Raw genomic sequence first — 15,829 nt, 5'->3', positions numbered from 1 at the left:
CCATCGATACAAATACCATGGAAGATAATAAAAACCAGGACATTGTAAAAAATGTTTTTACTAAGTTCCTAGAAGACAAAGGCCACAGGAAAACTCCTGAGCGCTATGCTATACTTCAGGAAATTTATGACAGCAAAGAGCATTTTGACATTGAATCGCTGTACATAAAGATGAAAAACAAGAACTACCGTGTGAGCCGTGCCACGCTTTACAACACGATAGAGTTGCTTTTAGAATGCGGGTTGGTAAGAAGACACCAGTTTGGACAAAACCAGAGCCACTACGAGAAATCGTATTTTGACAAGCAGCATGACCATATCATTATGACTGACACAGGAGAAGTTATAGAGTTTTGCGACCCAAGGATACAATCTATCAAAAAAACGATAGAAGAGATTTTTGGTATTGAAATTCATAACCATTCTTTATACCTTTACGGCCATAAAAAACAATCTGCAACGGAACAGGAAAAACCTGTTGTTGAACAACCTGTTGCAGAACATTAATAAAGGGCTCGTTTAGAAAACGATAAACCAACCCTGAAAAGGATTGGTTTTTATTTTTAGTAATTATCCGAAAAACAATTATTTCAATATAACAAACAAATTAAAGGAATGACCGTAGATTTGCTGCTTGGATTACAGTGGGGCGACGAAGGTAAAGGAAAGATCGTTGACGTACTCACATCAAAATATGATATTATTGCCCGTTTTCAGGGTGGGCCAAATGCCGGACACACGCTTGAGTTTGACGGTATCAAACACGTTTTAAGAACTATACCATCAGGTATATTCCATAAAAACTCTGTTAATATCATAGGAAACGGTGTGGTTATGGATCCTGTTGTTTTCCAGAAAGAGATAGAAGGACTTGAAAAATTCAATATCGATATACAGTCACGCCTTCTTATTTCAAGAAAAGCACACCTAATTCTTCCTACTCACCGGCTTTTAGATGCTGCTTCTGAAGCTTCTAAAGGAAAAGCAAAGATTGGCTCTACACTTAAAGGTATTGGACCTACTTATATGGACAAAACCGGAAGAAACGGTCTTCGTGTAGGTGATATTGAGCTTGACAACTTTGAAGAGCTTTACCGCCATCTTGCTGACAAACACCAGGCAATGATCGATTTCTACAATGTAGATCTTCAATATGATCTTGCTGAGCTTGAGGCTGAATTCTTTGCTGCGGTTAAAGAACTTAAGAAACTTACTTTCATTGATAGTGAAGAGTACCTGAACAAAGCCATGAAGGAAGGAAAAACAATCCTTGCTGAAGGTGCTCAGGGATCGCTTCTTGATATTGATTTCGGAACTTATCCATTCGTTACATCATCTAATACTACTGCCGCAGGAGCTTGTACAGGTCTTGGTATTGCACCAAACAGAGTTAAAGATGTATTCGGAATTTTTAAAGCATATACTACACGTGTAGGTAGCGGACCATTCCCTACTGAACTATTTGATGAAGATGGTGCTACTATGGCACGCGTTGGTAATGAATTCGGTTCGGTTACAGGACGTGCAAGACGTTGTGGTTGGTTAGACCTTGTAGCGCTTAAATATGCGGTTCAGGTAAATGGTGTAACTGCTCTTTACATGATGAAAGGTGACGTACTTTCAGGTTTCGATACTCTAAAAGTATGTACTGCCTATAAATATAAAGGACAGGAAATTAACCACCTTCCATACAACATCGAACCGGAAAATGTTGAGCCGATTTTTGTTGAGAAAAAAGGATGGGCTGCTGACCTTACAGGAATGACTACTTATGAGCAGCTTCCTGCTGAGCTTAAAGAATATATTGAGTTTATTGAAAAAGAACTTGAAGTACCTATCAAAGTTGTATCTGTAGGTCCGGACAGAACTCAGACAATAATGAAATAATACAGAAGCCGCTTGAAAGAGCGGCTTTTTTTTATCCACACAATAAAAACTCAACATATCCATTGTTATTGTTTTTATGTAAATTTGTTCCAAATTATTAAAACTTGAAAAAGCTTCTTTTTTTATTCATTGCTTTTATCGCTTTCAGTGGCACTTCGCTTACTGCCCAGAACACTAAGCAAATTATTATAGAACACGTTGATTTCAGTGAAATGAACCAGACTGAAATTCCCGGTGCCGTAGTGCTTTCAGGGAACGTGAGGGTACTTCACGACGGAATCAGGATGACCTGCAATAAAGCCTATCACTTCACAAAAGAAAACTACATAAAGCTTTTTGGAAATGTAAAGATGAATCAGGGTGACACCCTATTCATGGATGGGCGTTATGCTGAATATAACGGTAATAAAAAGTTTGCTTATGCAACTGGCGACGTGGTTATGCGTTCGCCGGACATGCGACTTACTACCGATACCATTAATTTTGACAGAACTATCCAGCAGGCTTATTACAATTCTTACGGAACAATTGTAAACGGAGAAAATACACTAAAAAGCAAATCAGGACGCTATATTGTTGGACAAAAAAAATATGAATTCAGGACGGCTGTAGTACTTACCAATCCTAAATATGTATTAAAATCAAACCATCTTGATTACTATACCAATTCAGGACATTCATATGTATTCGGACCATCGACCATTACCAGTAAAGAAGATTTTATCTATACTGAAAAAGGCTTTTATGACACCAAGAAAAACGAAGCCGAACTTCTTACCAATTCTTATATAAGATATGGTACGCGGGTGATTAAAGGCGACAAGCTTTACTATAACAAGCCGAAAAATTATTCATCGGGCACCAATAATGTCAGAATCACTGATACTATCAACAAATATATAATGGAGGGACACTTTGGCGAAATATACAGAAAAACAGAAGGTGATTCTATTGTTATGACCAAACATGCTGTTGCCAAAACTCTTGTAGAAAAAGACACGTTGTACACCCATGCTAAGCTGATGGTTGTTACCGGAAAGCCCGGAGAACGCATTATCAGAGGCTATAACAACGCCCGTTTTTACAAACTGGACATGAGCGGGAAATGCGATTCCATACATTCGGATGAGAAGAAAGGATTAACACAAATGATAAAAAGACCGGTTATCTGGAATGGTGACAGCCAGCTTACCGGCGATATTGTACATATTATATCGAACAGTAAGACCGAACAAATTGATTCCTTAAAAGTATTGGGTAACGCATTCATCATACAAAAAGACACCATAGGAACGGGATATAATCAGGTTAAGGGCAAGAACCTCTATGGAAAATTCCGGGACAATAAACTCTACGAAGTCGACCTGATAGGTAATGCCGAAAAGATTGTATACATGTATGACAAGACTGAACTTTTTGGTATTGATAAAGGAAAAGGCAGCAGCATACATCTTGAGATAGTAGATAATAAAATAACAACAGCCACACTTTTCAAAAAGACTGAAAGTGAAGTTTATCCTGATTCAGAATTCCCTGAGAATGTGCGGAAATTCAGAGGGTTTGTATGGCGGGGCGACGAGATGATACTCTCTAAGGATGATATTTTCCCGCAGGAAGAAAAAGACCTGCATGATAAGATCGTTAAGAAAAGTGATGACGATAAAAAAGTGGAAGATAAACCTATGGATCCTCTTAAGAAAACACTGGAGTACGACAAGAACAATCCGCAACCAAAGCCAAAACCGCAAACTCCTTAGTTTTCATTTGCAGTCGCAGTTTTCAGTTCTTCTAATATACAGTATTAAAAACGAAGACACCCTTTCTTCGGTAAATTCCCCCTTTGGGGGTTAGGGGGCTAATATGATCAATGATTTTTTAAAATACCAGGCACAGACTTCACCTTACCCATTAGGAATGGAAGTTTCTCATGCTGTAGGTTCCTATATATTTGATACAAAAGGCAAAAAGTACCTTGACTTTGTTGCAGGTGTTTCAGCTGCCAGCCTTGGGCATCAGCACCCAAGAGTAAATCAGGCTATAATAGACCAGCTAAACAAATACAGCCACGTTATGGTGTATGGCGAATATGCCCAGCATCCATCGGTTGAATTTTGCAAACTGCTTGCAGAGCATATGCCTCCTCAACTGAATAAAACCTATTTAGTTAATTCCGGGACTGAAGCAACAGAAGGCGCATTGAAGCTTGCCCGCAGGGTAACCGGCCGTAGCCAGCTCATATCATGCTTTAATGCATATCACGGAAATACTATGGGTTCTATGAGCGTTATGGGATTTGAGGAGCGTAAACAGATATTCAGACCGCTTATCCCTGATGTTGACTTTATCACTTTTAATAATGAGGAAGACCTTCAAAAGATAACAAATAAAACTGCCGGAATCATTTTGGAAACCATTCAGGGTGGTGCAGGCTTTATACAGCCTGAAAATGAATTCCTGAAAAAAGTAAGGCAGCGTTGTGATGAAGTTGGCGCTATGATGATACTGGATGAAATTCAGCCGGGCTTTGGACGTACCGGAAAAGTATTTGGCTTCCAGAATTACAATGTGATTCCTGATATAGTAGTTATGGGTAAAGGAATGGGTGGAGGAATGCCGGTAGGCGCTTTTACAGCCAATGAAAAATATATGGACCTGCTAAGCCACGACCCTAAATTGGGACACATAACAACATTTGGCGGACATCCGGTTATTGCTGCAGCCTGTCTTGCCACACTAAAAGAAATTACAGAGACTGACATAATGGCGCAGGCACTGGAAAAAGAAAAACTTTTCAGAAAACTGCTTGTGCATCCACTTATAAAAGAAATACGAGGCGAAGGCCTGATGATTGCCCCTATGACCGAAAGTGCTGATATCACTAACGAAGTGATACTTCGCTGCCAGCAAAAGGGTCTTATTTTGTTTTGGCTGCTATTTGAAGGGAAGGCAATACGCATTACACCTCCCCTAACGATAAGCAATAAAGAGATAGAAGAAGGATGTGGCATTATTATTGAAGTTATGAATGAGATTCTTGCAGAGCAAAACAATAATTAACAATAAAATTTGTTAATTAAATTGTTCAAAAGAATTATAAATTATTTCCTAATGGGGTGTACATTTCGTAACTTTAATAAGGATAATTTTAAACAATTGGAGTATGAATTTGAGCCACGAAGAAGAAGATTACAGTTTATCCTTATCAAAGTTTGAATCTATGTTGAAAACCAACAAAGTATTCTTCTTTGACTCCGAAGAGTTTGAAGATATCATTCTTCATTACCTTGACACCGGAAAAATAAATTTAGCTAAAAAGGCCTTAAAATTAGGTTTGGAACAACATCCCAAATCAACAGGCTTAAAATTAGTACAGGTGGAGCTTTTGGTATTTGATGATAAGCTCGATATCGCCGAAAGATTGCTGAATGACCTTTACGCAATTGAACCTACCAACGAAGAAATATATATCCAGAAAGCAAATATTTATTCTAAAAGAGACCAACACGAGAAAGCCGTAGAGCTACTTGAAACCGCTCTTAAATATACTGATGATTTTGCCGATGTATATTCGCTTATTGGCATGGAGTACCTTTTTATGGACAATTTAGAGCTGGCAAGGGATAACTTTATCAAATGCCTTGATGAAGATACCGAAGACCACTCTGCCTTATATAATGTAGTATACTGCTTTGATTTCCTTGACCAAAATCTTGAAGCTATTGAGTTCCTGAATAAGTTCATTGACAAAAATCCATATAGTGAAGTAGCATGGCATCAGCTAGGGCGTCAATATTATGCTGTAAAAGACTATCCGGGAGCGCTTCGCGCCTTTGATTATGCAACCCTTATTGATGATGCTTTCCTGGGTGCTTTTCTTGAAAAAGCAAAAACCCTTGAAAAGCTAAAAAAATACAGGGAAGCCATAGACTGCTACAATATCACAATGGAACTTGACGATCCTACCTCATTCGCTTTATTGCGCGTAGGTAAGTGTTACGAGAGACTTGGCAACTTTGAGCAGGCACTGAACTTTTTCCTTAAAACGGTTCACGAAGACCCATTATTGGATAAAGCATGGATAGCAATAACAGACTTTTACATTCGACGTAAAAATTACCAGAAAGCACTTTACTATGTAAATAAAGCTATTGGTATTGACAACGAAAACAAACTGTACTGGAAACGTTATGCTATCATCAACAGGGCACTAAGCTTTCATGAGGAAGCTGAAGAAGGTTACCGTAAAGCCGTAGAATTTGGTGATTACCAGCTTGATACCTGGTTATTCTGGACAGATACGTTAATTACCCTTGGCGAATATGAATCAGCAATCAAGGCTTTACTTGATGCTACTGAATATTTTCCTGAGGAGTATGAGATTGAATATCGTTTAGCCGGATTATACTTTATGCAGAACGAAGAAGAAAAAGCCGTTTTCCATCTAAGCAACGGATTACGTCTTGGCTTTAAGCACCACACGCTTATAGAAGAATTCTTCCCTGCAATATGGTATTCCGACATTGTTCAGGACGCTATTAAAAAGCAGGAAAAAAAGAATAAATAATTTTACTTTAAAATATTCAACCTGATTATGGAAACATAGTCAGGTTTTTTTATTTTTATGAAATGAAGAAATTTATAATATTATCTCTTATGATTATTTCAGGATGTAAACCGGAAGTAAAAAATGAGGTGATAAGTAAAATAACATCTGACAAAGCCGAAAATACTCACATTCCACCCGAATTTCAGGGTGGTTATAAAGCATTTTACAGACATGTACATAAAAGTGTAATGGTTGCAAAAACAGAAGAGCCCGGCGATTACGCCTTACATATGAAATTCGTCATTGAACAAGATGGTTCTTTTTCCAATATAAAAGCCATTAGAAATTCAACACCTGACAGCTTAGGATTAGTAGAAAAAGCAACAGACGCCATAAAAAATTATCCAAAATGCAAACCTGCAGAAATAAACGGCAAACCAGTAAAAGAAGATTACATACTACCATTATATATAAGCCACTAAAATGAAATCTAAACGTTTTGGCCTTGTGGGCCGTAATATAAATTATTCTTTTTCAGCAGGCTATTTCAAGGATAAATTTGAAAAAACCGGACTGAATAAATATACCTATACCAACTTTGACATTGAGGACATTTCTCAATTACCGGAAATCATTGAAAAGACCAAAAGGCTAAAAGGACTTAATGTTACCATTCCTTATAAAGAGGAAGTGATTCCTTTATTAGATAAACTTTCACCAACTGCACAAATAATAGGCGCAGTAAACACCATTATCTTTACTAAAAAAGGAACTAAAGGCTATAATACCGATCATTACGGCTTCAGAAAAGCGTTAGAGCCATTATTAATGCCTCATCATAAAAAAGCACTGATATTAGGAACCGGCGGCGCATCAAAAGCTGTTGCATATGCACTACGCCGACTGAAAATAGAATATGACTTCGTTTCGCGAACAGCTACTGATGTGGTATATGCTTATGAAGACCTTGACAAAGATATCTTTAATGATTACCAGATCATCATTAATACTACTCCCCTGGGCACTTTCCCTAACATGAAAGAATGCCCTCCAATAGATTACAGCCTTTTTACCAGAGAACATCTGGCCTTTGATCTTGTTTATAATCCTGAGGAAACAGAATTCATGAAACGTGCCGCACAGAATGGCGCTGCAACATCTAACGGCTACCAAATGTTGGTACACCAGGCTGAAAGAGCCTGGAAACTATGGAACCGAAAATAAATCAATCAGTTTTAAAAAATCATTAATAATCTTTAAAAACACCGCCGAAATATTCAGAAATTAAGGTTTTTCTTTGAATTCTGAACTGCCTTTCTTATCTTTCGGCAATAAAGCAATATAAACTTAAGCATCTAAACAATGTTAGAAGAAAAGAATGATAACCTGCTTAATGCAGATGGAGAGCAATTAAACGAAGTAAACGGTACACTTCAAACCGATTACACTGCTGAAAACGACAACAATGAAAACGAGGAAGCACCCGTAGTTCACGAGACTGAAGGGCAGCTACCTTTTGCCCCTAAGGAAATCCTTGAGGCTGCTAAAGTTGCCGAAGAACCGGAAGAAAACACTGATAATGAAACAGCTGAACAAACAAAATCATTATCTGCTGTTGAGTCTATAGACGAAGCTAATGCTGAGCAAGGTGAGGATGGGTCTCATCTTGAAGCAGAAGATTTTCCTATGAAAAACTACGAGGAGCTATCTATGGATGAGCTTGCTGCAGAACTTGAAAAGTTTGCAGCCGTAGAGAAAGTAATGTCCGTTAAAGACCACGTTGAAGAAATCAGAAAAGAATTTTATTCGAAATACAATCACTTTATTGAGGAGAAAAAAGACGAGTACAGCCATGAAAACAATGGCGATACTTCAGACTTTGAATACCACTACCCTCTTAAGAGTAAATTTGACGCCCTTTACAACCAGTACAGGGATAAGAAAAATACACACTTCAAAAAATTGCAAACTGACCTTAAAGGAAATCTTGAAAACAGGTTAGCAATTATCGAGGAGCTTAAAAATGTTGCTGAAGGCGGCGAAAATATTAAAGATTCGCTTAAGCATGTAAGCGAATTGCGTGAACGCTGGAAAAATGCCGGACCTATACCTCGTGACAAATACAATCACGTTTGGAACAACTTCCACTTCCATATAGAGCGTTTTTATGATCACCTGCACCTTGACAGGGAAGCAAGGGATATGGACTTTAAACATAACCTTGAGCAAAAACAAAAGATTATTGCACGTGTTGAAGAACTGGTAAATGACGAAGACATTAGTAAGGCTTTCCGTGAGCTTCAGGCACTTCATAAAATATGGAAAGAAGAGATCGGACCGGTATCAAGAGAACACCGTGAAGAGATTTGGAACCGTTTTAGCGAGCTTACAAAACAGCTTCATGACAAACGTGAGGCGCTTGTAGCTAAGAGCAAAGAGCTTGAAGAGGCTAACCTTGCAAAGAAAAAAGAGATCATTGCTCAAATAAATGCTATATCTGAAGAAAAAATAACTGCTCACAATGCATGGCAGGGACAGATTGATCGTATTGAGGCTCTTAGAGAGCAATTCTTCAAAGCCGGAAAAGTTCCTTTGGAGGTTAACGAAGAAACCTGGGCATCATTTAAAGATGCCGTAAGAAACTTTAATACGGTTAAGAATTCTTTCTACAAAGACATCAAAAAAGACCAGCAAGAGAACCTGAATAAAAAACAGTCACTTGTTGAGAAAGCAAAATCACTTCAGGACAGCGAAGACTTTGCTGCAACAACTGCAATTATGAAACAGATACAGGACGAATGGAAAACCATCGGCCATGTACCAAGAAAATATTCTGACAGCGTTTGGAAAGAATTCAAAGCGGCTTGTAACCATTACTTCGACAGGCTTCACGCTAAGCGCAACGAAGCAAACCACGAAGAACTGGAAGCATTCGACAAGAAAAAAGAATACCTGGAGCAACTTAAAGGATTTGAACTTACAGGTGAGCACAAAACCGATCTTGATGCCATTAAAAAGCATATTGAAAACTGGAAAGGTTTAGGCCGTGTTCCTCAGGCAAGAAGACATATTGAAGGCAAATTCAACAAGATACTTGATGCTTTGTTCGAAAAACTGAGCCTGTCTAAGAAAGAAACTGAGATGGTTCGTTTCAGCAACCGCCTGGAGCAACTTTCTGAAGGTGATGATACCCGCAGACTGGAAAACGAACAGCTTTTCATTATGCGTAAGATTGACGAAGTTCAGGGAGAGATCTTCCAGCTTGAGAATAATATACAGTTTATTTCTAACGCTAAAGGCGACAATCCTTTTGTAAAAGAAGTACAAAAGAGCATTGAGCGCCATAAAGAAGAACTTAAGACCTGGAAAGACAAGCTTAAGCAAATCAGGGAGCTTAAAAAACAGCAACAGGAAGGAGGAGAATAAACCTCTTATTCTATATAACAAAAGCCGGCTAATAGCCGGCTTTTGTTATATACTGTCTCATCGTGAAATACTTCTGCTGACGTGAGCGTCATACTCGTACCTCTAAATAAACACCACCATTTATCCGTTAAAAAACTATTTAAACACCCCTAAACAAAAGGAAAACTCAAATACGCTTGTCATTTATCTTTTTTAGCTTGTGTACACGAGCGTGAAGCTCGCTCCAGCACAACGCAATCAACACCATGCTCAATAGCTTTGCTACGACAAAAACCGATGAAGAATATAATGGCTTTTATTACTATATACTTGAAAAGCTAGAGTTATAAGCAAACCTCTCAGCAATAAAAAAGACAGTCCTTATCGAACTGTCTTTTTGCTTTTATATACAGGCACGAATTACACCCGAGGGCTTTTCCGAAGTGATGAAGGACATGTAGAGATAAACATCTACTTATTAATTCGTGTAAGTCAAGGATTGCAAATCCGCGACATCGGGGGCAGGGGACTATTTATTTAATAATTCAGAAATCGTAATCCTATTTGATGATGAAATTTCTTTACTTATTATTCGATTTAAGTCAGTATAATCAACAACTATGTAATTATAGCCTGTGCCTCCCATATAAGATATTAAAGAAAACTCAAGTAAGCAGACTTTAGATTTATTATGATTTAAAAAACAAGAACCTATAGGTAAACAAGACCAATAAGATTCCTTTAATGACAATTTCTTCTGAATAGTATCATCAATAGTCATTAAAAATGCTTCTTCAGGTTCACTATTAAGTTTTATTTTATGTTCAATGGTTTCACAAATATCGGTAGGATAAGTAAAATTAAAAGTTTTATTATCGTGAGTAACTTTGAATACTGTAAAGTCTGAATTACCTTCATAACAGAAAATCGCATTATTTTCAATTTTATTAAACTCTTGACTACAGCATATCATTGTATTTGATATAAAAACCATAAGTATTAAAACGTAATTTTTCATTTTTTTTGTTATAATTTTCCCGTTGGATTCTTTTTTAAAGATTCATCCGTTGATTTGTAAAATATTGTTGTTCCAAATGTTCCTTTGTGAGTACTAGTTGATTCAAAAATAGAATTTTCTAAGGTAGCAGAATTAGTCCATTTTCCAAAACCATTAGTTTTATCACCGTCGTGAATAAAAAGCCAACTCTTCCAATTATCGTTATTTAAAATATCTAACCCTTGCCAACCTATTGCTCCTTCTGATATATCGGCTTCCTTTTGAATAGCTTTTATTGTATAAGATATAGCCAATTTCATTAGCCTATTATTATTTCTTCCTAAACTATTTTTCTCAAAATCGACACTCCCACCTAAATCAATATCTAAAAATTTCCTAAATGCGCCATTACCATGTGCACCATAATGGAAAGCATTAGCATACGTATCATCACTCCATCTATTTCTCATTTTGAATACGGTATTTTCAAGTTTCCATTTTTCATCATATTTTTTAAGTCCAGAGTTTTTCAATTGAGTATGGTGATTTATAATTGTAAAAGGAATTCTTTTTATAACTTCTTCTGAATATCCAGATTCGCCGTATGCAAGTCCCGCAATCCTAAGGAATAAAGTATTATCTACACCTAGCGGTGCTGTATAAGATGCCGAATTTTCTATTGCTTTTTTACTAATCTCCCAATCTGACTTTAGACCACTCAAATATTTTTCAGCATTTTTAGCATCTTTTTGTAATTGTTGTACATCTTTTTCTTTAACAATTCGAACTTGTTTGTCATCACCTATTTTTGTTATAAAACTTCCACTAGCTGTATAAAAATATTCTAATCCCTCAAGCTCTATTCCATCAATTACCCTATTTTCAGCAAAAGCATATGGCGAATTATGTGGATATGATTTTGCAAGTGGGTCAATCGCAAAAAACCTACCTATCCTCGGGTCGTGCATCCTAAAGGTATAATTTAAACTGTTACCCTCGCCTTTAATCTCATTATCTTTTTCCTGCCCCTGGAAGCCATACCTGTAATCGCTTCCATTATAGAATCGGTTCGGTACCTGCATCCCGAAAGGATAGTAATCATAGTAATTAAAAACGTAAAAATAAAAAAAGAGGGGCCGGCAACCAATAGCCGAACCCCTCTTATAAACTAAAAACTATTACTCTGTTACTGTTTTACAATTTTAAAAGTAGCAGTTCCGCCATTTGCTCCGCTTGCCATAAGCAGGTAGGTGGCACTTGGCAGTGATGAGATATTGATCTGAGTTGAAGTAGCATTCACTTTTTGGTAAAGTACTTTCTGACCCAGAAGGTTATACACAGAAAGCTCTGTTATATTTTCTCTTCCTTCGATATTCATAATATCAGAAGATGGATTTGGATAGATTACAAGGTTCGCAAGAGCGAAATCGTCAGCACCTAATACTATATTTACAGTTATAGCAAGCACTTCACTCTCACAATCACCTACAGTTTGAGTTACCCCATATACAGCACCATCAATTAGCGGTGTGGTTGCAGGAATTTCAATCCATACATCTTCATCTAAGAAGTACCATTGTACTGTAGCGCCAGCAATGAACTCAACTTCAAGATCACCGGCAGTCTGACCGTTTTCATAATCCTGATCTGCAGGTCCTACAGGTGCATCCGGCATAGTAGTAACGACAACATCAACTGTAGCAGCTATACTCTCACACTCACCCATTGTTTGTGTTACAGTATATTGACCCGATACAAGAACATCATTAGGCGTTACAGGATCTCCTGTTGGAGAATACCAGTTAACAGTATAACCTGCTGTAGCACCAGCCTCAAGAGCTGCAACAAAAGCTTCTCCACAGAATGTTTGCTGAGCAGCCGGGAATGGCGTAGGAACATTCGTTAATGTAATCGTAGCTGCTGTTCTTGGACTTTCACAACCATCAACAGTTTGCGATACATAGAAAGTTCCTGCTGAAACTAATCCTTCAAGCTGTACAGTGCTCGTTTGTGAGCTATACCAGTTAAATGTTGCATCAGGCAGACCCTCTACCGGTAATTCAGCAAAAAGCGAGCTGTTACAAATAGCAAAGTTTTGCGCATCAGGAGCCGCTATACTATTAAGAGTTACTGTTATTGAAGCTCTTGCTCCTTCACAGTTACCTAAAGTTTGTGAAACATAATATGTAGTACCCGTAATAACCGGAGTAGATGCCTCTAATGACGCTGTAGCTGTAGCACTAGCGTACCAGGTTAGAGTTGCTCCTTCTTCCGCTGTAACAGGAACATCAGCAAGTGTAGAACCAAAGCATATCAACTGTGGAGCCGTAACCGGAGCTGCAACAGCATCAAAAACAACTACAGCTACTGCATCTTTACTGCTCTCGCAGCCATTGATGCTTTGTGAAACATAATAAGTACCTGTTGCTAGTGCAGTTGTAGCTGTAAGCGCTGTAGCACTAGTCTCAGTTTCATACCATTTTATAGTATTCCCTGCAGCAGGTGTAGCCTGTAAATCTGCAACGGTAGCACCTGCACAAAACTCCTGATCCTCAACTACAGGAGAGGTTACAGTGTTAATTGAAACCTGAACTGTAGACTTGGCACTTTCACAAACAGCTATAGTTTGTGTAACATAATAAGTGCCTGTTGCTAATACCGTATCTGATGTTAGTGGTGTAGTACTTGTTTGTGTTGCATACCATTTATATGTAATTGAAACGTTAGGGTTAGTCGGAAGATTCGCAACCGTAGCACCTGAACATAATTGTTGTGTAGGGATTACAGGAGATACAACTGAAGCAATTGTAACCTGACAAGAAACTTTAATACTTTCACATCCACCCACTGTCTGAGAAACATAATAAGTACCTGTACCCAATACTGTAGTTGGAGCTAAAGTTACAGTAGCTGTTTCAGAAGCATACCATTTTATAGTTCCATTAGCATCACCAGTTGCAACCAAGTTAGCCACTGTAGCTCCTGAACCTGCACAAAAAGTTTGTGCTGCTACTGTAGGAGGTGCTATAGTAGTTACTGAAATAGCAACAGTAGCTCTTGCACTTTCACATCCTCCCACCGTTTGAGATACATAGTAATTACCTGTAACAAGAGGAGTAGTAGCTGCTAAAGCAGTACCACCTGTCTCGGCAGCATACCATTTGATATTTACACCTGATGTAGTCGCTAAATTTGCCACAGTAGAACCACCACAAAGTGTTTGTGGAGCTGCTGTTGGTAATGCTGTAGGAGCCAGTGTAACAGTAAATGCTGCAGATCTTGCACTTTCGCAAGTACCTATTGTCTGTGACACGTAAAATGTTCCGTTTGAAACTGCTGCAGTTGATGCAATTGCAGTGCCACCTGTCGGAGCTGTATAGAATTTATAAACAGCACCGGAAATACCCCCAACAGTAAGATCTCCCATTGTAGCCTGAGGACAGATATTTTGGTTTGCAGCTGTTGGAGTAGCCGGTGTAGTACATGTTGCATACGCAAGGTTTATGGTTACTTTCCATGTGTTGTTATCGATTTTACCATAAGTAACATTACATCCTGAACCACCCCATACTCTCCAAACTCTTAACTGGAACGCAACTGTTCCTTCAAGATCATTTGCTATAGATATACCTGTACGGTTGTAAATCGCTGTACCTCCATTACCAGTAGAAGTAGCTATACTGGCCTCTGTAGTATTGTTTGTTGTACACGCTAAGATAGATCGCTGCTCAGACATGAATAGCCCTGCCTGCGATGTATAGTTATAACTGGTTGCTACCGAAGCAATCTTAAATCCTGGAGGGATTGTAGCTGTAAGGTTAGCAGGACATGTTGGAACAGTAGTTAAAGCAGGAGAAGTGTTATATTCACTATTAAGATCACCTGCTGTATACGTCAAAACAATCTGCCCCGGTGTGAAAACAATTTGTTTCCAAAAACCTTTAGTAGCACCACAATTAGATCTTATCCAAAAATAATAAGACGATCCAATAGCAAAACCTGTAAGTGTTTTAGTTGTAACGCCTGCCGCAACACTACCAGTAGGTGTTGTAGATGCAGTTGGCGGAGTAGCAGATGAAGAAGTATAATACTCATAACCGCTTGAAGGTGCCGAAGCAGGTGCCGTCCAGTTTATAACAGCACCATCAGTAGTTGAAGCATAGGTTAAATTTGTTGGAGATGGACAGCTGGTATAAACATCTGCTGAAAAAGCAAAAACATTCACAACACCAGTCCCTGCTGTTTTGGTTATTGTAACACTTTGCACCAGTTTAGATTGATTCGCCGAAGATATTGCTAGCGGAAACTGATACATTCTTGGATTAGTACTATTGGGCTCAAGAACATTGGTAGTATATCCTACACGTCCAATACCTTGTATTGCCGCATTTGCACCATTAAACCAGTCAGGAACCAACAAATTGTTAAAGGGTTGGCTTGTTGCGTCTGAAAAATTAACAACAGCATTAATGGTTCCATCTCCACTTCCTGAATTAACAAGCATATACAGCGTATTTACGGGTATAGGAGTTGCAAAAGTAATAGTCCCGGGCGTATTAGCGGTAGTTATTCTTAATGAGTTATTGCCCGTTAACGGTGCCAACTGATAACTTAATCCTGAAGTTGCTGTGACTATAGAATTAATAAGTCCATTTGCAGGAACTCCATAACTAATAGGTGTGCTTGAACTATTCAGTTTCCAATCAGTTGCGACTAAACTGAATCCTGCACCATCAAAATCTATACTTGTTGTTGAAACGACTGTGCCCGTTCCATTAGCGATAACGTCGGCATTGAGACCGGAGGCAATCGGCATGGTTTGATACTCCTGTGCTGTTGTGGTCCCTACAGCAAAAAGCGCCATCAAACCCAAAATTAAATTAGGTAATTTTTTTGTCATTTAGCTAAATTTAGGTTAATGTAATTTTTAGAAAATTAAGAAATTAATACCTAAAATTTCAACGTTTTACGTTAATTACATTTTTATAACAAAAA

At 38.2% G+C, this 15,829-nt stretch carries 11 protein-coding genes; 8 read left to right on the top strand and 3 right to left on the bottom strand.

Features of this window, described 5'->3' with window-relative positions; genetic code table 11:
* The first annotated feature begins 17 nt into the window (after positions 1–17).
* The 8 genes from DEU42_RS14970 to DEU42_RS14935 all read left to right on the top strand — a co-directional run bounded on the left by DEU42_RS14970 (position 18) and on the right by DEU42_RS14935 (position 9,858).
* Entirely contained in the window at positions 18–506 is a 489-nt protein-coding gene (locus tag DEU42_RS14970; protein WP_114759136.1) for a Fur family transcriptional regulator, read from the top strand.
* 108 nt (positions 507–614) lie between these two features.
* Complete coding sequence (locus DEU42_RS14965; RefSeq protein ID WP_114759135.1) at positions 615–1,886, top strand: adenylosuccinate synthase; 1,272 nt, start codon at positions 615–617, stop codon at positions 1,884–1,886.
* Between the two features lie 104 nt (positions 1,887–1,990).
* Positions 1,991–3,643 carry an OstA-like protein gene (locus DEU42_RS14960; RefSeq protein ID WP_114759134.1) on the top strand — a complete coding sequence of 551 codons (1,653 nt, stop codon included), beginning with the start codon at positions 1,991–1,993 and terminating at the stop codon, positions 3,641–3,643.
* A gap of 103 nt (positions 3,644–3,746) precedes the next feature.
* Positions 3,747–4,943, top strand: a complete 1,197-nt coding sequence (locus DEU42_RS14955) for an aspartate aminotransferase family protein (protein ID WP_114759133.1) — start codon at positions 3,747–3,749, stop codon at positions 4,941–4,943.
* Positions 4,944–5,046: 103 nt separating this feature from the next.
* Positions 5,047–6,450 carry a tetratricopeptide repeat protein gene (locus tag DEU42_RS14950; protein WP_114759132.1) on the top strand — a complete coding sequence of 468 codons (1,404 nt, stop codon included), beginning with the start codon at positions 5,047–5,049 and terminating at the stop codon, positions 6,448–6,450.
* Positions 6,451–6,512: 62 nt separating this feature from the next.
* Entirely contained in the window at positions 6,513–6,914 is a 402-nt protein-coding gene (locus DEU42_RS14945; RefSeq protein WP_114759131.1) for an energy transducer TonB, read from the top strand.
* A 1-nt stretch (position 6,915) separates the two neighbouring features.
* On the top strand, positions 6,916–7,656 hold the full coding sequence (locus DEU42_RS14940) for a shikimate dehydrogenase family protein (protein ID WP_114759130.1): 741 nt from the start codon (positions 6,916–6,918) through the stop codon (positions 7,654–7,656).
* A 138-nt stretch (positions 7,657–7,794) separates the two neighbouring features.
* Entirely contained in the window at positions 7,795–9,858 is a 2,064-nt protein-coding gene (locus DEU42_RS14935; protein WP_114759129.1) for a DUF349 domain-containing protein, read from the top strand.
* A 508-nt stretch (positions 9,859–10,366) separates the two neighbouring features.
* On the opposite strand, the gene DEU42_RS14930 is transcribed toward DEU42_RS14935, so the two are convergent.
* Genes DEU42_RS14930 through DEU42_RS14920 form a run of 3 tightly spaced genes read right to left on the bottom strand, consistent with a single transcriptional unit; the run spans position 10,367 to position 15,734 of the window.
* Positions 10,367–10,855, bottom strand: a complete 489-nt coding sequence (locus DEU42_RS14930; protein ID WP_114759128.1) for a hypothetical protein — start codon at positions 10,853–10,855, stop codon at positions 10,367–10,369.
* Between the two features lie 8 nt (positions 10,856–10,863).
* A complete protein-coding gene (locus DEU42_RS14925; protein WP_255418265.1) occupies positions 10,864–11,982 on the bottom strand; it encodes an RHS repeat domain-containing protein in 1,119 nt (372 codons plus the stop codon).
* A gap of 38 nt (positions 11,983–12,020) precedes the next feature.
* Positions 12,021–15,734 carry a T9SS type A sorting domain-containing protein gene (locus DEU42_RS14920; RefSeq protein ID WP_114759126.1) on the bottom strand — a complete coding sequence of 1,238 codons (3,714 nt, stop codon included), beginning with the start codon at positions 15,732–15,734 and terminating at the stop codon, positions 12,021–12,023.
* Between the last annotated feature and the right edge of the window lie 95 nt (positions 15,735–15,829).

This window comes from Flavobacterium sp. AG291 (assembly GCF_003350375.1).
GTDB classification, from domain to species: Bacteria; Bacteroidota; Bacteroidia; order Flavobacteriales; family Flavobacteriaceae; genus Flavobacterium; species Flavobacterium suzhouense.
This window is presented reverse-complemented; position numbering and strand designations above follow the sequence as displayed.